At 41.1% G+C, this 19,686-nt stretch carries 21 protein-coding genes and 1 other RNA gene; 12 read left to right on the forward strand and 10 right to left on the reverse strand.

The annotated features are described in order from the left end of the window. Positions 1–953 (forward strand): hypothetical protein (locus QZT69_RS11980; RefSeq protein WP_294674411.1); only part of this gene is annotated, 953 nt, incomplete at its 5' end. 76 nt (positions 954–1,029) lie between these two features. Here QZT69_RS11980 and ffs read toward each other — a convergent pair. The 5 genes from ffs to QZT69_RS12005 all read right to left on the reverse strand — a co-directional run bounded on the left by ffs (position 1,030) and on the right by QZT69_RS12005 (position 4,693). Further along, positions 1,030–1,128: signal recognition particle sRNA small type (gene ffs, locus QZT69_RS11985), an RNA gene on the reverse strand. A gap of 302 nt (positions 1,129–1,430) precedes the next feature. Then, on the reverse strand, positions 1,431–1,925 hold the full coding sequence (locus tag QZT69_RS11990; RefSeq protein WP_294674413.1) for a GNAT family N-acetyltransferase: 495 nt from the start codon (positions 1,923–1,925) through the stop codon (positions 1,431–1,433). Positions 1,926–1,932: 7 nt separating this feature from the next. Beyond that, positions 1,933–2,346, reverse strand: a complete 414-nt coding sequence (locus tag QZT69_RS11995) for a hypothetical protein (RefSeq protein ID WP_294674415.1) — start codon at positions 2,344–2,346, stop codon at positions 1,933–1,935. Next, positions 2,347–2,997: a ribulose-phosphate 3-epimerase gene (gene rpe / locus QZT69_RS12000; protein ID WP_294674417.1), complete on the reverse strand. Its 651-nt coding sequence runs from the start codon at positions 2,995–2,997 to the stop codon at positions 2,347–2,349. An 85-nt stretch (positions 2,998–3,082) separates the two neighbouring features. After that, positions 3,083–4,693, reverse strand: a complete 1,611-nt coding sequence (locus tag QZT69_RS12005; protein ID WP_294674418.1) for a L,D-transpeptidase family protein — start codon at positions 4,691–4,693, stop codon at positions 3,083–3,085. Positions 4,694–4,748: 55 nt separating this feature from the next. Between QZT69_RS12005 and QZT69_RS12010 the strand changes: the two genes are divergently transcribed. Genes QZT69_RS12010 through QZT69_RS12020 form a run of 3 tightly spaced genes read left to right on the forward strand, consistent with a single transcriptional unit; the run spans position 4,749 to position 6,925 of the window. Continuing rightward, positions 4,749–5,372: a rhomboid family intramembrane serine protease gene (locus QZT69_RS12010; RefSeq protein ID WP_294674419.1), complete on the forward strand. Its 624-nt coding sequence runs from the start codon at positions 4,749–4,751 to the stop codon at positions 5,370–5,372. Further along, entirely contained in the window at positions 5,373–6,227 is an 855-nt protein-coding gene (locus QZT69_RS12015; RefSeq protein ID WP_294674421.1) for an aminotransferase class IV, read from the forward strand. It begins immediately after the preceding gene. After that, on the forward strand, positions 6,215–6,925 hold the full coding sequence (locus QZT69_RS12020; RefSeq protein WP_294674423.1) for a diphthine--ammonia ligase: 711 nt from the start codon (positions 6,215–6,217) through the stop codon (positions 6,923–6,925). The genes QZT69_RS12015 and QZT69_RS12020 overlap by 13 nt, the downstream gene beginning before the upstream one ends. Here the strand turns inward: QZT69_RS12020 and QZT69_RS12025 are convergent. The 4 genes from QZT69_RS12025 to QZT69_RS12040 form a co-directional block, all read right to left on the reverse strand. Beyond that, positions 6,912–8,081 (reverse strand): AI-2E family transporter, encoded by a 1,170-nt coding sequence (locus tag QZT69_RS12025; protein ID WP_294674425.1) that lies wholly within the window; start codon positions 8,079–8,081, stop codon positions 6,912–6,914. The two genes, QZT69_RS12020 and QZT69_RS12025, sit on opposite strands and share 14 nt — an antisense overlap. 190 nt (positions 8,082–8,271) lie before the next feature. Further along, the gene (locus QZT69_RS12030; RefSeq protein WP_294674427.1) at positions 8,272–8,820 is read right to left on the reverse strand and encodes a GNAT family protein; all 549 of its coding nucleotides are present in this window, start codon (positions 8,818–8,820) and stop codon (positions 8,272–8,274) included. Positions 8,821–8,903: 83 nt separating this feature from the next. Beyond that, positions 8,904–9,599 carry a hypothetical protein gene (locus QZT69_RS12035; protein WP_294674430.1) on the reverse strand — a complete coding sequence of 232 codons (696 nt, stop codon included), beginning with the start codon at positions 9,597–9,599 and terminating at the stop codon, positions 8,904–8,906. A gap of 3 nt (positions 9,600–9,602) precedes the next feature. Next, positions 9,603–9,974, reverse strand: a complete 372-nt coding sequence (locus tag QZT69_RS12040; protein WP_294674432.1) for a hypothetical protein — start codon at positions 9,972–9,974, stop codon at positions 9,603–9,605. 344 nt (positions 9,975–10,318) lie between these two features. On the opposite strand from QZT69_RS12040, the gene QZT69_RS12045 reads away from it, so the two are divergent. Beyond that, positions 10,319–10,795, forward strand: coding sequence for a hypothetical protein (locus QZT69_RS12045; protein WP_294674434.1), 477 nt, complete (start codon positions 10,319–10,321; stop codon positions 10,793–10,795). Positions 10,796–10,926: 131 nt separating this feature from the next. Here QZT69_RS12045 and QZT69_RS12050 read toward each other — a convergent pair whose 3' ends face one another. After that, positions 10,927–11,856, reverse strand: a complete 930-nt coding sequence (locus QZT69_RS12050; protein WP_294674437.1) for a lipase family protein — start codon at positions 11,854–11,856, stop codon at positions 10,927–10,929. A gap of 181 nt (positions 11,857–12,037) precedes the next feature. On the opposite strand from QZT69_RS12050, the gene QZT69_RS12055 reads away from it, so the two are divergent. The 7 genes from QZT69_RS12055 (at position 12,038) to QZT69_RS12085 (ending at position 19,653) form a co-directional block, all read left to right on the forward strand. Then, entirely contained in the window at positions 12,038–14,440 is a 2,403-nt protein-coding gene (locus tag QZT69_RS12055; RefSeq protein WP_294674439.1) for an ATP-binding protein, read from the forward strand. Further along, the gene (locus QZT69_RS12060) at positions 14,437–14,802 is read left to right on the forward strand and encodes a response regulator transcription factor (protein WP_294674444.1); all 366 of its coding nucleotides are present in this window, start codon (positions 14,437–14,439) and stop codon (positions 14,800–14,802) included. The genes QZT69_RS12055 and QZT69_RS12060 overlap by 4 nt, the downstream gene beginning before the upstream one ends. 7 nt (positions 14,803–14,809) lie before the next feature. Continuing rightward, positions 14,810–16,039, forward strand: a complete 1,230-nt coding sequence (locus tag QZT69_RS12065) for a YaiO family outer membrane beta-barrel protein (protein WP_294674447.1) — start codon at positions 14,810–14,812, stop codon at positions 16,037–16,039. Between the two features lie 3 nt (positions 16,040–16,042). Then, positions 16,043–16,855, forward strand: coding sequence for a hypothetical protein (locus tag QZT69_RS12070; RefSeq protein ID WP_294674448.1), 813 nt, complete (start codon positions 16,043–16,045; stop codon positions 16,853–16,855). Next, complete coding sequence (locus QZT69_RS12075; protein WP_294674450.1) at positions 16,852–18,276, forward strand: glycosyltransferase; 1,425 nt, start codon at positions 16,852–16,854, stop codon at positions 18,274–18,276. The genes QZT69_RS12070 and QZT69_RS12075 overlap by 4 nt, the downstream gene beginning before the upstream one ends. Positions 18,277–18,415: 139 nt before the next feature. Further along, on the forward strand, positions 18,416–18,778 hold the full coding sequence (locus QZT69_RS12080) for a response regulator (RefSeq protein WP_294674452.1): 363 nt from the start codon (positions 18,416–18,418) through the stop codon (positions 18,776–18,778). 65 nt (positions 18,779–18,843) lie between these two features. Beyond that, the gene (locus QZT69_RS12085; RefSeq protein WP_294674454.1) at positions 18,844–19,653 is read left to right on the forward strand and encodes a hypothetical protein; all 810 of its coding nucleotides are present in this window, start codon (positions 18,844–18,846) and stop codon (positions 19,651–19,653) included. Positions 19,654–19,686 lie beyond the last annotated feature (33 nt).

Here is a 19,686-nt window from a genome sequence, read left to right on the forward strand (position 1 = left end):
AATCAGACGAGCCAATGAAAAATGCAAAAGGAGAAAATATCATCATTCCTTTGCCAGATGGGACAATTACTTTTCAATATAAAGTACCAGACACCATTTATTATTCTTTTGATTTTGATCAAATATCCCTTAAATATGAAGGAACAGATAAAACTCCCACTACGATCCAACTATTAAAAAAATCTTCAAAAAGAAGTTATGTTCTTGCGGAATTTCCAACAAAGTTATTATGTGAAAAACAACTTGTGACTTATGAAAGAATTGATCCAGTTAATGAAAAAAAATACATTGATCAATATCTCAAACATGTAGAAAACACCAAAATAAGATTTAACAAAGATGGACTGTCCAGATTAATCATTAAATATCCTCGGAAATACTATTATGATGAATATACATTCTTTGATAATTTCATGTTCGACTCCCAATATACTATCGAAGAACAAAAAACAAAGCTCGAATCAATTCTAAGGATGCCTGTGAATGTGATCTATGATTCTATCCGCTACTCCTTAACGAATAATTACGGAGAAGACAGTGTTATTCGTGATCCCAAACTTGGGGACTTAATCAGTGTATTCAAAATAAAAATAGACACTTCGTTTTCTATTAACGAAGTTCATTCACTGTATCGAAAACAACTAATCAATTATAATCCCGAATCTGAAATGTTTGAAATTACTGACCAAACAATATTCATCTGCATTGACGATGTTAAAGAGGGGAAATTGATCATTGATCAAGTTAATTCCAAGCCTTATCCTACATCTATGGCAAATAAAGAAATAGATTTGGCATTAAAATATGATTTAAATAATAATCCTTTAAGAGACTTATTAAAACCATACTATATTCATATTCAATTGGTAAATTTGGACCAATTATATCAAGTAAAAACACCTAAACAAAAAAAGAGTAAAACCACTCTGGTCGTTGAACAAATAACTCTTTAAGAAAATGGCATTTAAAAAATCACTTATTCTAATTTTGAATAATGAAGTGATGTAAAGGAAAAATTGGGCAAAAAAAGAGGGGTAAGCTACTTTTATCGCACCGCTACAACCTCTTACCTTTGCTACGTTCCCGTCCTGGAGGAATTAGAGGGAGCTGGTCGTAAAAGACTTACCCCGGCGCAAAATTAGTTATTTATTGGAGATTGCGTGCAGAAAAATGGATTTTTTCGAAATATCCGCTTAACAAAAACGTAATTTATTCGCTTTCAGCAGAGCAGAGAATGCAAAAAAATTGAAATGCTTGCGCTAAAGCTCTTGCCTTTGTATAGCCACTGTGCCTCTGCTAAAGTTTCAGCGGCACACAGACGGCAGAGAAAGGTCAGCATAGGCGCAAAGGTTCAAAATAGTTCAAGGGGTTTCGGGAGTCTAAAACAAGTTATTTGAACATTTGAACATTTGAACATTTGAACATTTGAACTATTTATAAACAAACTTCAAATACTTCCCTTCCGTCTTATAATCTGAAACAAAACCATTTCGTTCCAGTACAGCTATTGCTTTTTCATTATCGGGTTTTGTGAATGCCCTGACCTGGCGAAGCCGCATCCTGTTAATTCCAAAATCCACAGCTAATTGAAGCGCCTGCGACATGAATCCTTTACCACGAAAAGCTTCTTTGAGAACAAAACCTATTTCACCGAACCCATTTTCAAATCCGCGGTAATAGCCTACAAAGCCAATCAACTGATTTGTTTCCAGGGCTTCAATGACCCAGTTAACCGATTCTCCATTCAGATAATCCAGGTGGACCTTTTCAATGATTTGTGCTCCTTCAGCCACCGTTTGAGCAGTTCGTCCATCATAAGTCAGCGCTTCCAGTAACGAAGGAATGTCTTCAGTACGAGCTTCTCTTAAAAGCAATTTTTCTGAAATCAATTCCGGAAAGGTTGAATATGGAGGAAGATTAACCATCGATTTCTCAATTACTAATCAAGAGCGTTTCATCCAATTCTTCCAATCCATGCTGTGAAACCAGCAATTTAAGCTGACCAATGTATTGTGCGCTTTCATGAAGCGATTTGAAGAGCAGGGGAGTCAGCCATTCAACATTATCCTGAAGTCCCTGGTTGAACTGCAGGAAAACATTCATCCATTGCTTATAATTATCGCGTTCCAATGATTCCCAATGCATTTCAGGAAGTACGTCGTTCAAATCAGATTCAACTTCAAGATCTAAAATTCCCGCAACGGCAATGTGCTGTGAATTGATTAATTGAGAAACAGCAACTTTAATGTCCCAGGGAATGTCCTGGTCATCCTTTGTCAGATGAGCAATCCAGCTTAAATTCAATTGATGGATATACGAAAACCGCTGCTGAAAAAAGTCGAGCATTTAGAGTTGTTTCAGGGAGGAAATCGTTGCCTTCGGATCCTGGCTGTTGAATACAAAACTACCGGCTACCAAAGCCTGAGCTCCTGCGTCCACCAGCAATTTTCCCGTTTCCATGTTTACTCCGCCATCTACTTCAATGATTGCTTTAGATCCGGTTTTTGCAATTAAATGCTTGGTCTGCTTCACTTTTTCAATGGCCTGGTGAATGAATTTCTGTCCTCCAAACCCGGGATTTACCGACATGATCAATACCAAATCCAAATCAGCGATCACGTTTTCCAGTACAGAAACCGGTGTATGCGGGTTCAAGGCTACTCCGGCTTTCATTCCGGCTTCGTGAATGGCTGAAATAGTACGATGCAAATGTGTGCAAGCCTCGTAATGAACGGTCAAAATATCTACTCCGGCCTTTGCGAAATCAGAAATGTACTGGTCCGGGTTCACGATCATAATATGGCAATCGATTGTTTTCTTAGCGACTTTCTTTAAAGCAGAAATAATCGGGAAACCGAAGGAAATATTCGGAACAAACACTCCGTCCATGACATCCACATGAAACCAATCTGCCTCGCTTTGATTGATTAATTCAAAATCGCGTTCGAGGTTCCCGAAATCACAGGATAGAATAGAAGGAGCAATTATTACTGACATATTTACAATTTTTCGCAAAGGTACTAAATCCTTTTTCTTTTTCAGAAATACGTAGGGGCGAAAAATTTTTCGCCCCTACGTATTTCTAATTCACTTTCGGGTAGATTTTCATCATTTTCAGGTAATTCTCATCGCGGCTGTAGACATCCGGGAAGAAAAGCAGGTTCCCTTTTTCATTGACAACAACCGTTATGTAATCCACCTGCAACGGGATTGGTTTTCTCAAAGGGATGGAAAAATGTTCTTTTCTTGCAATCAATGTATCCAGCGAATCACGGGTCATTTTTTGTTTGTCATCACGTGTCAGGATGAAACGGGCCAATGAATCGGGCATATCGCAGCGCATACATCCGTGTGAATAAGCACGTATGTCTTTGTTGAAGAATCCTTTGGAAGGGGTATCGTGAATGTATACTCCGTATTTGTTGTTGAATTCGAATTTTACCAACCCGAGCGCATTGTCATTTCCGGGTTCCTGTCTTACCCGAAATGGGAAATTCTTTTCTTTATAGCGCTTCCAGTTGATGGTTGTGGGGTCAACTTCCGTATCACCTCTGTAAACCTTATAGTGATTTTTAGCCGCGTAGTTGGAATTGTTCTGAATAGCAGGCAGAAACTCCTTGCTTGCGATGGATTGAGGCTGCGTCCAATAGGGCAGTGTAATGATTGCACGCAGTTTTGATGACAGCTGAGGTGTTTGGTTTTCCGGCTTTCCAACTACTATACGGTGTTCTGAAAGCAAACTGTCGTTGTAGAACAAACGCAGTTTGTATTCCGGGATGTTCACCCAGAGATATCTGTCCATCGGAAAAGGTTCGCGCCACCTCCAGCGTTCCATCGATAAAATAGCACGATGACATTTATAGCGTACCGATTCATCCAAAGCTTTTCGGGTATAAACTCCGATAACACCATCCGCTTTCAACCCGTTATCCCCCTGAAAACGACCCATGGCTTCCCAAAATGATTCGTCATCAGTCTTTTTAGGATCTAAATATCCTTTATCGATCAGAGATTCTTCTGCCAGGGCCAAACAGCGCAGTGAATCTTCCACCAAAGCCGGAACTTCAAAATGAATATTCGACAACTCTTTTCTGAAAGCATATTTAAACAATCCTTTTGCCAGCGCACGGTATTCCGGCCGGGAAGGCCCCATTTTAGCCAACCAGTTCCCCCAATCTTTCACGGTATCCATTTGGGCTACGGTCCTGTTTAATGATTTCAGGTCAATGGAAACAATCGGCCTGTATGCGTTCACTGCCGTATCTAAAAAACCGACTTTCAAATCCTGCTGCAATTGTGCAAGTCTTGCTGTCAATACAAATTCCTGGATAATGGATGTTCCGGAGAGTGAATCTTCTTTGAATTCAAACGGCCTGTTATCGGGCAGTCCCAGCGCACACGGAAAATCAAGCAGTTCCTTCCATTTAATCCCTCTTCCGATCACCATCGAATCATTTGCCCAAACCGGTCTGAAATCGCGTGCTTTGTAGAAGGCATATACCGAATCTTTTATTCCTTCCGGAAATTTCAATTTTGTTAATAAATCAGATTCAACTGCCAATGCAATACGTTTTTTCAAGGAAACTTTCTGGTCAAAAACGGGGTCTGTTTTGTCTATATCGGAAGAACACCGGATTAATGTTAAAGTGGTCGTAAATACAAGAAATAGTGCGAAAAGTCTGCTAATTTTCATGCGAGTATCAAAAAATAATAAGCAATTTTACTGCAAGATACTTATTCCTTACAATATGGAACCTCAAATTTATTCAACATACATCCTTCTGGGAACGATCATCATCATGTCGCTGGTTGGTTTCAACAACCGTGAATTCCTGGAAAAATACCTGTTTAGTCCGTACGAAGTTAAACACGATAAGGAATACTACCGGTTTATCACGCATGCATTCCTGCATCAGGATTTCGGTCACTTGATTTTTAATTCCATCACGCTGTTTTACTTCGGAAGGTATTTTGAGTTTTACCTGTATAATTTTTACGGTCCGCTGCCCGGAGAAATTGTGTTTTGGGCTTTTGCACTTATTTCGATGATTGCTTCCAGTTCGATCGCTTATTTCAGACACAAAGACAATCCGAACTACCGTTCATTGGGATTCTCGGGTGTTGGTTGCGCCATCCTTTTTGCAACAATCATGCTTGATCCGGGCATGAAAATCGCGTTAATCCTGCTTCCCATTCCGATACCAGCCTGGATTTTCGGGGTGTTATACCTGGGATTCGAAATCTATTCAGACCGGAACCGGAAAACAAATATTGCGCATGATGCTCACATATCCGGGGCAGTTTTCGGAATTATTTTCATTTTAATTACTAATATTGAACAAGTGATTTTTGCATTTCAAAACCTACTTTAAATGAGCGATCAGGAATTATTCGTAAACAATAACGGTAAAATCATCAGTAACACAGGACATTCCATCGCTGCGGGCAACCGCGGTTACACTTACGGAGACGGACTCTTTGAAAGTATCCGTGTCATGAACGGCAAGGCCCTGAACCTCTCTCATCACTTCTCACGCCTGGCAGAAGGAGCGAAAATCCTGAAAATGCGTCTGCCGGCATTTTACACAACGGAATTCTTTCAACAGCAGATTGATGAGCTGATCCAGCTGTGCAAAATCACGGAAGGAGCGCGTATAAGACTTTCAATTGATCGTTTAGGTGGAGGAACTTATCTTCCTGATACGAATGAAGTTAGCTATTTTATAGAAATCTACCCGATAGAGCAAAATTTATTCGGTTTGAATGCAAAAGGATTGGAAGTAGATCTGTACCAGGATATCAAAAAGACAAAGAACATCCTTTCCAATTATAAGACGAAGAATGGTATTCTTTACGTTCTCGCCGCTATTTCTGCCAAAGAAAAAGGATTGGACGATATGCTGATCACCAATGATAATGGCCAGATCCTGGAAAGTTCGCACAGTAATATTTTCGTGGTGAGCAACGGCGTGCTTTATACACCAAGTCTTTCGGACGGCTGTTTGGCGGGCACCATGCGGATGCAGGTGATCAACCTGGCATTGAAAAACGGACTAAAAGTCTACGAATGCCCCATTTTGCCTTCCAATTTACTGGTTGCGGATGAAGTGTTCCTGACGAACGCGGTACGCGGAATAACGTGGGTCGGGGGATACCGCACCAAACGATACTTCAATACCACCGCACGTAAGATTGTTGCTTTCCTGAACGAGGAATGGGACGTTTAATTCAGGCTTATTTTAACTGGAGCGGTGGCAAAGACAGTACTTTAGCGCTCTATAAAGTGCTTCAGGACAAGCAGTTCGATATCCGGTATTTACTAACGACTTTGAATGAAGAAGCAGACCGCATTTCCATGCACGGAGTCCGCAGTGAACTATTGACTGCACAAGCCGAATCGCTCGGAATTCCGGCTAAAAAAGTGCATTTACCGGCGAGTTCCGATATGCAGGCTTACGAATCCGTTATGAGCACTGCAATAGAGGAATTGAAGTCAGAAGGTATCTCTGACTGCATTTTTGGCGACATTTTCTTAGAAGATTTGCGAACTTACCGGGAGGGAAAGCTCCGGGAAGTCTCTATTTCGGCACATTTTCCATTATGGAAGCGGAATACTGAAGAACTCATGCGTGAATTCATCGACCTGGGATTCAAAACCATCGTAGTTTGTGTGGATTCCTCCAAATTAGACGAATCCTTTGCCGGACGTGTGATCGATCATCAATTTCTTTCAGATCTGCCGGATAATGTAGATCCCTGTGGGGAGAACGGCGAGTTCCACACCTTTGTTTTCGACGGACCGATTTTCAGACATCCGATTTCTTTCCAAACGGGAGAAAAAGTGCTCAAAACTTACACGGTTAAAAACCAGGAGGAAAAAAGCATTGAATACGGTTTCTGGTTCCAGGACCTCATTCCGATTTAGGCTTTGGTTTTGTTCGGGAAGCAGCTTTTGGCTTATTCGGACGCGGATTTTTAATCTGTTCCTTCACAATCTTTTCAGTTACTTCTTTCTTTTTCGTCCAGAAGATCGCTTTCGGCATTTCATCTCCCAGCAAATAACCATAAGGTTCCAGGTTTGGAACTGCGTCAAAAACAACCTTAATGATCGCCGTAACCGGAATTGCCAGGAACATTCCCGGAACACCGGCAAGCGAACCTCCGACAATGACACAAATAATAGAAGCGAGCGCATTGATACGAACCTTTGAACCAACAATCCTCGGTAACAAAATATTATTATCGATCAACTGCACAGCACCGATAACAGCTATCACTCCCAGTACGGATTGCTGAATATCCGGATTATTCGATAGAGAAATCAAACAGCTCAACGCATTAGCAACCAAAATTCCCACATATGGAATCAGGTTCAACAGGGCAACCAGAAGTCCCAGGAATAAAGCATATTTCACACCGATCAGCCACAAACCAAGGGTTGTTAATGCCGCTACGATGGCAATTTCCAGCAGTAATCCCAAAATGTACATCCGAATTATCACTTTGATATCATTCACGATGATCTGCATTCTTTCAGCACTTTTTGCCGAAACCAGTTTCATGAGGAATCCCAGCAGTAATTCACGATAGAACAAGAAGAGAAACAGGTAAAGCGGAACCAGGATAAAGTTTACCAAAGCACCTGTAATCGACCCGAAACTTTCCATTGAAAACATGCTGCCGCCTTTCATGAAGTTTTCCTTTACGATCTTTTCCTGCTTCACGTTTGAAATATCAAAAGTTTTACTAATCCAGTCGGCAATATCGTGGATGACTTTCGTCATGTTCTTTTCCAGGGTAGGCAGATCACTGAAAAATTCCTTCAGCTGGAATCCTAGAAGCAGCATAATACCTGCAAAAACGATTACTGCAATTGCAACTGTTATGATTACGGAAAGCAACTTCGGAAAATGCCATTTACGCTGAAAAAATGAATCAATGGGACGTATCAGGACACCGAATATGAAAGCCAAAACTATAGGAAATAAAATATCACTTCCTAAATAGATAATTGCAGCAACCACTACCAATAATAGAATAGTGAAGATGCGTTTTTGGTAATTAACCTGCGTGCTTTCCATAAATAGACCTTTCTTAAAGGTAAGAAGATTAATTTACGAAGTAAGAATCGAAGAATAAAAACGATGAAGAAAGCCGTTAAAAGACCTTAAAATTGAAGTTTAAAGGTTCAGGGAGGTTCTGGAGGTTCAAAAGAGTTCAAAGTTGTTTAAGTAATCTATATTGAACTATTGAACTATTGAACTATTGAACTTATTTTACCGAAAGGTGCATTGAGATCTCGTCGTGATAGCGCCCGTTCTGTTTGAAGAAGTTTGGAATGCGTCCATGTTCAACGAATCCCATTTTTCGGTAAAGGGCTATTCCTGCTTCGTTGTCAGCGTAAACCTGTAAAAACAGGATTTCCAATTCCGGATTTTTTCTTCCCCAATCGATTGCTGCACTTAAGATGGCTGTTCCCAGACCGCATGATTGCCATTCTTTGTGCATTCCCATTCCGAAGACAGCTGTGTGGCGAAGGATTTTCCGCTGATTTCCGTCTACATTGATGTTTGCCACGAGTTTCCCGTCTATTTCTGCAACCAGGAACAGGGAATTGGTCCGTTCCACATAATTGGAAAGGATTTGCTCTTCTTCAGCTATAGTGGGATTAAATTCTCCTTCACTCAGGGGAACATACTCGGAATCATAGACAAAACCATGTACGAAATCGATTACCCGCTGAGCATCGGAAACTTCAACATGGCGCAAAAGGACTTCCCGCCCGTCTTTTAATAAGGCTTTTTGTGGTTTAAATTTCATGATACTAAATTACGAATTACGAATGCCTGATTCCGAATGGAGTCCGTCAATTTTCCGATCACTTCAAATTTTGCATTTTTTTCTCATAATTTTGAATTGGCATACGCATTCTTAATCAGGTATTCACCCAGGAAGAATGCGCCGAAGGCTGTGGAAACGTGCCAAAGCCAATGTGTTCCCCAGGGCATAAAGGCGATTTCGATCTTTTCATCCAGGAAGCGGAATAAAAGTGCCAGACAAAAGAATGCTATTGCTGTGAATAAACGCCCGGAATTTTTGAATTTGGTTTGCCGCAGGAATAAATAGCAGGGAAGGAGAAGCATCCATCCGCGAAAGAAGTAGCCGGCTGAAATCCGGTCTTGTCCGCTCAGAAATTGCATGGAGAGAAATGTCAACCCGAAGAAAATAAGGAGAACCCAAAGGAGCTGGATTTTTTTAGGAAGTACTTTGAGCCACATCCAAATACTGATTCCTATCACCAGGATGATGATCGGAATGGCATCCATCAGTAATAAGAGGGTAGAGGTACGAAAAGCATGAAAAAACGTACTACCTAATCCGCCCAGAACCAGCAAAGGACAGCAGAACCAAACGATAAAGGCATACTGGTTGTGTTTTCCACGGAGCTGCCACAAAAAGATAAGAACCGGAACCAAAAAGGTCAGTGAAGACCAGGCATTCCAGGGCTCAACAATAAACAACGAAAGATCTGTTGTTTCCCGGTAAACGGGTCCGTGATCCGGAACAGATGCAATCGATGTTAAAAGAAAAAGTGACAAAACTTAGAAACTGACAACCAGCTTGGTAGATTCACAAAGCGTTTTTTGGCTCATCATAAAAGTACCGGAAAAGATCAGGCTGTCTGACTCGTCTAAGATTCTATATGAATGGGTCTTGTTTTCTTTTTTGAACATTTTATCGGTATAAACAAAGTTCCCGGTACCGCAACCCGGATCTGCCGTGTAATGATCGTAAGCATCAATTGTTGCAATTTCTGTATCATCCACATACAAAGTCAGCTCATTCACTCCGTAAGCCAGCAAATCATCTGCAGTTTCTGTATTATACCAAAAAGAATGTGTACCTGTAAACTTTTCCTTTGTGCATGCGAAAGTAGATACAACACAGATGGATAGGAAAACTAATTTTTTCATGTTTTAGAAGTTTTGTACAAATTAAACAAAAAGATTTTTATAATTCCGAATGCAGCATTCCGAATACCTGTTTTTTTCGATTTTTCCCTTTACTAATTGTAAATCAGGTTTCCATGTTTTGATCTCCTGATTCCGGACGGTCAATTGTTAGAAAGGTCCTTGATTTTTAATTTTTGCATTCGATTTCCAGCCTTGTAATTGGATTTTTCTTCCGGGTTAAAGATTTTATAAACCAGGAAACCGTTCATTCCGAAGCAAGGTTATGATTGATTGATCCATCTTAAAATGCTACATTAGTCCGACTAAACGAAACTCAAGATACTTTTCACAGGACTGCCGCACTCATGAAAGACCGTTCTAAAATACTTACACTCATTTGCTTTGCAACAATTCTTAGTTCTATGTTCCTGCCATTTTTCGAAGGTCCGAGAATAAAAGGAATCATTCCGGAAGACAGTTTTGTGATTGCTGAGATTTATGATTCTCCGGAATTCGGATTGCGTATGTGGGTTTTCAAGGGATTTGGGTCGTTATTTGCGCTGGTGAACTTAGCAGTTGCCATTGTGCTGGTATTCTGCCGGTTCTTTTTCCCGAAATCACTTCCGACTGCCGTCATAACAGCCATTATATTCGCTGCTTCTTTATTCCTTTTAATGTGGAGCAACTCGGAAAAACAGGGAGTAGTCCTCACCGATGAAATGCTGATTGGTTTTTACCTGATGCTTATTTCACAGGTAGTCCTGATAACACAATGTCTCACCAAAGCTATTACAGAAACACCTAAAGATCGGAGAGGGGATTCGGATATTTTAGACTTTTAGTTTCCACTGACATATACCGAATAGCGCAGACTTTTTGAATTAGGCCAACACCTTCAGCCCTATTTTCCAGTGTAGTGAAAGGCGGTCTAATTTCTTAAACCGCCTTATTCAGTGAACAAAATTGGTTAGGCTTAAACCGGGCAGATAGTTGTTCCTGTGCACGTTCCCTGCATATACCGGTATCCGCAGCTTGCGTGGTGCGCATCCCCGATAGCAGATAGATCAAGGGTTACAATTTTCTCCGTGATCTCTGCCATTCGAACAGGTAATAAAATTTCGGCTTCTGCAGCTGTATATGGTTTCGCTACTGCGCTTGAATCGATGTACATCAAACTTCCCACAGGTTGGTAATCATAAGCTTTCATCTCATTCATCTTGTTTACAAAAGATGCCGGCAAGTCCGGAATTGCTTCCAAAAGATCAATAAACTCAGCGTCCGGCGGTAAAAGCGGTACAATGTCCAGGTAGTTTTCATAACGCACATCATTCGGGAAAGCAGCGTTGTATGAAGTCATAAAATCGGTGTTTCCGCAATTCGGACCGGCAAAGGTGATGGTTTGCGTAATATTTAGGCTGTATGCATTCTTAAAATACATAGCTGCAATCGGAGCAATTCCACCGCCTTTACTATGTCCGGTAATATAGATCGGCAGTGTTCCCGACGGATCCAGTGCCTTGATTGCATCTACAATTCCGCCTCTCAATAACCCCAAAGCAAATAGAAATCCTTCGTGCACTTCACCCGGAAGATTAATGTTACTGGTTGTAGGTGCCATGAAATCTTCCATCCAGTCAAAGAAAGAATCCCAATTTAAGGCAGGAGGGAGGGTTCCACGGAAAGCTACAATAATGCTGTCTGAGGTTTGCCCTACAAGAGCCGCCTCGATCTGATCTGCAGTCACCACATAAGGATCAACAACAAAACCAACGGCATCGTACTGATTTTGAAATGGTGAATCCGGTCCCAGCGGGTTATACTGACCGCTTGGGTCAGTAGGAGTAATGGCGTAAGCTGATGCAGACGCACAGAGCAATTGGCATGGTAAAGAAATCGTACTCATAATGAATAGTATTTGGTATGAATTATTTTTTGAAGTAAAAGTAGAATGGAAAACTGAAACAGAAGCAGTTAAAAATATCTGTTTTTCAAAGGCGAATATTTTGGACGAATTGTTTTTTCCAGGACCGACAAATGTTTATTTTTAAGTATTCTTTGTTTAACTAACAATTTAGATAAAACGCTTGAACAACTATATTAAAGATATTGACAGACTTAAAGCTTTATTGGCTTATTCTGTCATTGATACTCCTTCGGAGGAATTTTACGATACGTTGAACAGTCTGGTAGCTAATATTTGCAACGCTCCCATTTCTTTGATCTCATTTATAGACGAGGACCGCCAGTGGTACAAATCGAAGATCGGAATGGATATCGATGAGCTGCCCGTTGAAGAGACCATTTGCCAGTATACGTTGTTAGAAGACGACATACTTGAAATACAGGACACATTAAACGATGAAAGACTGGTTGATAATCCTTCCGTACAGACTGAGAACGGGATCCGTTTTTATGCAGGAATCTCGCTTCGTTCGCCAAAAGGATATGCCATTGGTTCTGTTTGCGCGGCCGACTTCAAACCACAGCAGTTAAGTGAAATACAGAAGCAAACACTCCGCGATGTCGCCAAAATGGTAATGATCCACCTGGAAACCAAAAAGCGTAACGAAGAGATGGAAAATGAGCTCAGAGACATCCTTACAGACAAGATCAAAAGCTCCGAAAGACAGATCCGGATACAGGAACGTGTCTACAACAATCTTTTTGAGGCAATTTCTCAGTCCAATGCCATTATTGAATTCTCTATCGACGGCACAATCCTGAACCTGAACGAACGCTTTGCCGAAATGATGGGGTATTCGGTGGAAGAATTGATTGGTCAGAAACATACACTCCTTTTGACCGAATCCCTGATAGAGAATAACGATTTTGTTTGGGAGAAGATCGCTGCCGGACAACCTTATTCCGGCAAATTCAGACGCCGCAAAAAGGATGGGAAAACTATCTGGATCCAGGCTTCTTACAGTCCGGTAATTGATTTGAAGGGCGAAGTAACTAAAATCACCAATATTTCCATCGATATCACAAACGATATCCTGGCAATCAATTCATTGGAGGCGCTGAGTAACCAAAAAGACAATTTCATTGCCAATATCAGCCACGAACTTCGTTCACCGATCCATGCCATTCTTGGTTTTACGGAACTTTTGATCGAAGAAGAAAATAACGGCCAAAAAAAGAAACAGCTCCAGTCTGTAAAAACGGCAGGAGACACACTCCTTTACCTCGTAAACGGAATCCTGGACCTCAGTAAGATAGAAGCCGGTTTGTTCCAGTTTGATCTGCGGGATTTTAACCTGCGTGATACCATTGCGAATGTTTTCTCTATTTTGAGTGGAAAAGCGCACCAGAAAAAGTTGTCCTTCAGTTATGAGATAGCGTCGAATGTTCCGGCAGTTTTGAACGGAGATCCGCATCGTTTGGAACAGGTCCTGATCAACCTATTGGACAATGCCCTGAAGTTTACCCCAGAAGGAGAAGTTACACTGCATGTTTCGGCAGAGAGAAAAAGTCAGGGCGCGGCAGAGCTCACCTTCGTTGTTTCAGACACAGGAATCGGTATTCCCGAGGAAAAACTGGAAAGTGTATTTGGCCGGTTCACGCAGGCAGAAGAAAACACAACTCGTAAATTCGGGGGAACCGGGCTTGGACTGAATATCTGTAAACTACTCGTTGAGAAGCAGGGTGGAAGTATCTCTGTGAACAGTAAATTCGGGGAATATACACGCTTTACATTTCAATTAACTTACGAGATTTCAGAAAACCAGCGATCCTCAGAAACCATTGTTTCCGCTAAAGATTACAGTACTTTAACCGGTAAAGTATTGATGTGTGAAGACAACGAAGCCAACCGCATCCTGGCACAGCACCTGTTCGAAGCTACGAATATTGAACTGGACATGGCAGAAAACGGAAAAATTGGCGTGGAGATGTTCGGTCAGAAAAAGTATGATGTCATTTTAATGGACATCCAAATGCCCGAAATGGACGGATATCAGGCCACAACTTATATTCGCAAAGAACTCAAATCCGAAACACCGATTGTAGCGCTGACGGCACATTCAATCATTAAGGAAAAAGAAAAGTGCATAGCTGCAGGCATGAATGACTACCTGTCAAAACCATTCAAAAAAAGTGAGCTATTTGACCTGATCAGTCCATGGCTGAAAAAAGAAGAAGTGCCTTCCGAAAAAGAAGACTTTGCATTTTCGCTTGAGATCATCCGGGAAGCCTCTATGGGAAATACCAGCTTTGAAAACCAAATGTTCAACCTGTTCCTGGAACAGTCCGTAGAATCGCTGGAAAAATTGAAACACCTTTATAACCTGCAGGATTGGGACTCAATCTCCAAACAAGCACATCAATTAAAATCATCATTTGGAATGTTCATGATGGATACCGGCCTTCTGGATAAAATCGAAAAAAGAACAGACCATGCGGAACTGGACAAACAGCTGGAGCAACTGGAAAAACAGATCGTCCTGGCAAATGAGTACATACACCAATTAATTATCCGAAACACATGAGAATCTTATTAATAGAGGATGAGAACCTTCTTCGAAAATCACTTGCTTTTTTTCTAAGTTCAAAGGGATATGATGTGGTGGAATTCGATAACGGATCGGATGCAATCGATTATATCCATGAAAATCATGAGCAGATTGATTTGGTCATTACCGATCTAAATCTTCCTTTTGCAGGAGGAAAACAAGTGATCCATTCAACAAATCCGTACAAAAAAATCAAAAAAATCGTTTTGACTTCTCAATCCGTTGAATCTACTGAAGTAGAAGTTTTTGAACTGGGAACAGATGATTTTATTGCAAAGCCTTTCAGTCCTGTGGTATTGTTGAAGCGCATCGAAAAACTAATTCCCGGACCACTTTAATTGTTTCATGAGAAATAAACTGCTCTTATTGATATTCCTGTTACTTGCTCCGAACCTTTTCGGACAAAATAACAATCCGGACTCACTGTTTTCGGAAGCAAAATCCCTTGCCGAAAAAAACAGGTACCAGGAAGCTATTGTTATTGTAGATGATCTCTATAAGAATTATCCCGAAAACAAAGATTATTCCGGTTATTTGTCGGCACTTTATTTGTGGAGTGGTTCTGCGAACAAAGCAAAGGAAATCCTTCTGAAAAATCGGGCTGAAGAATCATTCGATAAAGACGATCTCCATCTGTTGATCCAAATTGAATTAAACCTTAAGAACTGGACAGAAGTTATTCGGCTGGCAGATGCGGGGGCAACCCGTTTCCCTGAATCAAAAAACCGCTACAGCTATCAAAAAGCACTGGCACTAAATGAACAGAATAAAGACTGGGAAGCTCTGAACTTACTGGATAGTATCCCGAAATCCGACCCTGATTACAAAGCGGCAGACTACCTGCGAACCATGATCCTGAAAAAGAAAAAGAACATTGTTTCGGCAGGGTATCTGCTCACCACTTTTGATCAAACCATTTTTAAACCGCAGCAAGTCGGTTTTGTGGAGTACAGCAGGAGATTCAGCACCAGTACGCATTTGCTCCGGGTCAATTACGGAGACATGTTCGGCAAAAAAGCTGTTCAGATTGAAACCGATGCATATATCCCGTTAAAAAAACAGAACTACGTCTTTTTAAACCTGGGAATCTCTGAGAAAAAATCCATCTTTCCACAATTCCGGGGAGGTTTCGAATTCTATCATGAGCAAAAGTATGTAAGCGCTTCCTTAGGTGCCAGGTATCTTTATTTTGGAAATCAGAACAATCCCCTATTGGTAACAGGACACTTCGGATTGATTTCCAAAAACGGCTGGTCGGTAAATTACCGTCCTTTTGTTTCGTTTTTGGGCGACAATAAAACACTCGCTTCACACCTGGTTTATTTCCGGAAAGCCTTTTCAAACAAAGAATCCTATATCCAGCTTGATCTGCAATATGGCAACCTGCCTTATTTTTACCTGACATCCGATGTACTCAGCAGGTTAAAAGCTTACCGTGCTGGTATCAACACCCGTTTCCGGATTATGCACAACTGGTTTCTTCAACCTATTTTTATGTATGAACGTGAAGAATACATTCCTAAAACGTACCGGGACCGTTATACTTTCCAATTAATCCTGTCTTTCCGATTTTAGTCTATGAACAGTGAGGCCGTATATACAGAACATCACATTGTGCTTTTCCTGGTAGGAGCAATCTGTCTTTTTTTCGGGTTCTTTTTGTTTTTCCTGGCCGGTACTTTCATCAAGCGCCGTAATAAGCTGAGGATCCAGCGAAAAAGTGAGGCTTATCAAAAATCAGCGGATGATATTCTATTCAATCTTCTTTTTGAGAGTATTACTATGGAGGAGGCCTTACTGCGTTACAAAAAACTGGATAGAACGCCCTTGTTAAAGCGCACGATAACCCGTTCCATTATTTCACTTCACCGGAATTACGTGGGCGAGCAGCGAGCACTTCTGGAACAATTTTTTGAATTGTCGAATCTGACCTCTTTTTCCTACAAAAAACTAAAGTCGGGTCAATGGGCTGAAATTGTTGAGGGTATCCGGGTACTTTCTGTCCTCAATATCCAGGAATCTTTTGAAACGATCAGAGTACTGCTCGACCATTCGAATTCTTATGTCAAAAAAGAAGCTTTCATCGGACTGATTGCGCTTAGGGGAATATCCGAAGAAATTCCACTTCCGGAAATTGTGATCGATGACTGGACACAAAGTTGTATCCTTTACCAGTTAAAAATAAAGTCGTTTCAATCATTTGAAGGACTTCATTTGTTCCTTCAATCGAAAAATGACAGCCTGGTTGTACTTGGGGCAAGGATTATTGAATCTTTCCAGCTGCATGAAAATTACCAATACATCGTCAATATGAATCCGCAGCTTTCCGCAAAACATTGGGAAAGTTTACGGATCATTCAGCAACGGATAACTAAAATATTAGAAGTATGACAAGCATTTCATGGATCGAAACAGGAGTGAGTATTTTCAATTACCTGATACTCCTATTTGCGGTATCGGTAATGGTGTCCTATCTTGTCCTGGCATTTATTTCAGCCAGTGCCCTCAAATCCTACCTGAAAGAGAACCGTTTTGTCAATTACAAGGCCTTATTAACGCTGAATGATGCACCGTCGGTTTCACTTATAGCACCAGCTTACAATGAAGGGCGAACGATCCGGGAAAATGTGCATTCGCTCCTGAGTATCAATTACAACAATTACAATGTGATCGTTGTCAACGATGGAAGCAAGGACAACTCCATGGAGGTTTTAACAAAGGAATTTTCCCTGGTTCCTTCAGATAAGAATTACCAGGCGGCTATCCCTACAAAGAACGTACGCGGCATCTATGTATCTTCCAATCCTTCATTTGCCAAACTAATTGTTGTGGACAAAGAAAACGGGGGGAAGGCAGATGCCCTGAATGTAGGCATTAACATCTCGGAAAATCCTTATATCGTTTGTATTGATGTTGACTGTATCATGGACAAGGATGTACTGCTGAAACTCAGCAAACCATTCCTTGAGAAGTCGGAAAAACGGATCATTGCTACCGGCGGTGTTGTACGCATTGCCAATTCCTGTGTAGTAAAAGCCGGAAAACTCATCAGTGTAAAAGCACCTGACAACATGCTCGCACGAATCCAGGTACTGGAATACCTGAGAGCTTTTATCCTTGGTCGAATGGCCTGGGCTAAAATGGACGGACTTTTGCTGATCAGTGGTGCTTTTGGGATGTTTGACCGCGAAATTGCACTTGCCTGTGGCGGTTACAATACCAAAACCGTTGGAGAAGACATGGAGCTGGTAGTCAGAATGCGGCGTTACATGATCGAACGCAACGAAGCACATACCGTTCAGTTCATTCCGGATCCGCTTTGCTGGACTGAAGCTCCGGAGGATTACAAAATACTGATCAAACAGCGAAGCCGCTGGACACGTGGAACTTACGAGACACTTTATCTCCACCGAAAGATTTGCCTGAATCCAAAGTACAAAATACTTGGTCTGCTCAGCTATCCGTATTGGGCAATTTATGAGTTCTGGGCTCCGTTGATCGAATTTACCGGGCTTTTAATTACCATTTTATTCGTGACTTTGGGAATTCTGAACTGGAAGTTCTTCTTGTTACTCTTGCTTTTCGTATACATTTTTTCCGTTCTCTTTTCCATGATGGCTCTTTATGCAGAGGAAACTACCTTTAAAAGGTATAACACTTTCAAAGATCTCCGTAAACTGGTAATTGCAGCATTTTTAGAACCCTTTGTCTTTCACCCGGTAGTCGTTTATGCGGCTTTGAAAGGAAACTGGCAAAAACTGAAAGGCCAGGGCGGATGGGGAGAAATGACACGCAAAGGATTTGTAAAATAGGCACATCTGTACATCTTCATTTGGAAAATTTATTTGTGATAGTTATCTTTTTATCCGAAATAACAAGAAATAAACCGACTATACTTGAAATAAAATCATGCACCGCATGATGCTATTCACGAATTAATAACCGAAATACATGAATTTAGTATTTATTGAAGATGAGGATCTCCTTCGGAAATCGCTGGCTTACTTTCTCCGTTCCCACGGGCACGAAGTAATGGAGTTTGATAACGGTGCCGATGCTATTGTGTACATTCATAAGAATCATGAAAACATTGATTTAATCATTACGGACCTGAACTTACCCTTTGCCGGAGGGAAACAGGTACTCCACTCCAGCAATCCTTACAAAAGGATCAAAAAGATCGTACTGACCTCTTATTCCATGGAGTCCAATGAGTTGGAAGTATTTGATCTGGGAGGAGATGATTTCATTGCAAAACCTTTTAGTCCGCAGGTATTACTCAAACGTATTGATAAATTATTTTCTTCGATGTAAGGTTTTTTCAAAGTAAACCTCTTACATTTATTCCAACTAATTGTTCACTTATTCAAACGGATCGCATGCATGTTCCTCAAACGAATCCAGACAGCTATTTGCTTTGGCTCTTAGGACTGGCTATTTCACTGATCCTGATCGGAATTGCGGTTACTATTTTCTTCAGACGGCGCATCCGTTCCCAGATTATTAAAAACGGCGAGCTCTACCAGCAAATTATTGAAGACATTTTATTCCGGTTAATGTTCGGGAAGCTAAGCATGGAGGAAAGCCTGAAATTATTCCGGGCATTGAAACAAAGCAACCTACTGAGCAAGGTTACCACACAATCCATTATTTTCCTGCATGAGAATTATTCAGGCAAACAGCGTGAAGTCCTGGAAGATTTCTTTGTTCTATCCGATCTTACTGCATATTCCTTCCGGAAGATACGATCGCGTAAACCGGAAGACATTATTTCGGGAATCCGTTACTTATCGACCATGAATGTACGTGAAGCCTTTGAATTCATGAAACTGGAGCTGAGCCACCCAAATGATGATGTGAAAAAAGAAGCTTTCATAGGTTTGATTGCACTTCAGGGTATGGAGGGACTTGCTTATTTTAACCTCCCTGCTTTTCCCATCGACGACATAACCCAGGAGCGTATTCTGAATCAATTAAAGAATAAGCGATTCACTTCGTTTGCAGGCGTCCACCTGTTGCTTTATTCCGAAAATGAAAGCCTGATCCTGCTGGGGGCACGTATTACAGAACAATTCCAGCTTCATGCGTACTATGAATTCATACAAACATTTAATCAGGAACTCCAGCCAAGATACTCCGTAGCCATCGATGCAATACGCGAACGGCTCAACAAGGCCACACGCTCTTAGATATTCCCTGAATTTCTGTAAGGATAATTGATC

The organism is uncultured Fluviicola sp. (assembly GCF_902168135.1).
In the GTDB taxonomy this organism is placed as follows: domain Bacteria; phylum Bacteroidota; class Bacteroidia; order Flavobacteriales_D; family Crocinitomicaceae; genus Fluviicola.

Bases quoted from the DNA above. Each gene is read 5' to 3' on its own strand.
- QZT69_RS11990 (WP_294674413.1), bottom strand. From the start codon at position 1,925: ATGGTTAATCTTCCTCCATATTCAACCTTTCCGGAATTGATTTCAGAA.
- QZT69_RS11995 (WP_294674415.1), bottom strand. From the start codon at position 2,346: ATGCTCGACTTTTTTCAGCAGCGGTTTTCGTATATCCATCAATTGAAT.
- rpe (WP_294674417.1), bottom strand. From the start codon at position 2,997: ATGTCAGTAATAATTGCTCCTTCTATTCTATCCTGTGATTTCGGGAAC.
- QZT69_RS12005 (WP_294674418.1), bottom strand. From the start codon at position 4,693: ATGAAAATTAGCAGACTTTTCGCACTATTTCTTGTATTTACGACCACT.
- QZT69_RS12010 (WP_294674419.1), top strand. From the start codon at position 4,749: ATGGAACCTCAAATTTATTCAACATACATCCTTCTGGGAACGATCATC.
- QZT69_RS12015 (WP_294674421.1), top strand. From the start codon at position 5,373: ATGAGCGATCAGGAATTATTCGTAAACAATAACGGTAAAATCATCAGT.
- QZT69_RS12020 (WP_294674423.1), top strand. From the start codon at position 6,215: ATGGGACGTTTAATTCAGGCTTATTTTAACTGGAGCGGTGGCAAAGAC.
- QZT69_RS12025 (WP_294674425.1), bottom strand. From the start codon at position 8,081: ATGGAAAGCACGCAGGTTAATTACCAAAAACGCATCTTCACTATTCTA.
- QZT69_RS12030 (WP_294674427.1), bottom strand. From the start codon at position 8,820: ATGAAATTTAAACCACAAAAAGCCTTATTAAAAGACGGGCGGGAAGTC.
- QZT69_RS12040 (WP_294674432.1), bottom strand. From the start codon at position 9,974: ATGAAAAAATTAGTTTTCCTATCCATCTGTGTTGTATCTACTTTCGCA.
- QZT69_RS12045 (WP_294674434.1), top strand. From the start codon at position 10,319: ATGAAAGACCGTTCTAAAATACTTACACTCATTTGCTTTGCAACAATT.
- QZT69_RS12050 (WP_294674437.1), bottom strand. From the start codon at position 11,856: ATGAGTACGATTTCTTTACCATGCCAATTGCTCTGTGCGTCTGCATCA.
- QZT69_RS12060 (WP_294674444.1), top strand. From the start codon at position 14,437: ATGAGAATCTTATTAATAGAGGATGAGAACCTTCTTCGAAAATCACTT.
- QZT69_RS12065 (WP_294674447.1), top strand. From the start codon at position 14,810: ATGAGAAATAAACTGCTCTTATTGATATTCCTGTTACTTGCTCCGAAC.
- QZT69_RS12070 (WP_294674448.1), top strand. From the start codon at position 16,043: ATGAACAGTGAGGCCGTATATACAGAACATCACATTGTGCTTTTCCTG.
- QZT69_RS12075 (WP_294674450.1), top strand. From the start codon at position 16,852: ATGACAAGCATTTCATGGATCGAAACAGGAGTGAGTATTTTCAATTAC.
- QZT69_RS12080 (WP_294674452.1), top strand. From the start codon at position 18,416: ATGAATTTAGTATTTATTGAAGATGAGGATCTCCTTCGGAAATCGCTG.
- QZT69_RS12085 (WP_294674454.1), top strand. From the start codon at position 18,844: ATGCATGTTCCTCAAACGAATCCAGACAGCTATTTGCTTTGGCTCTTA.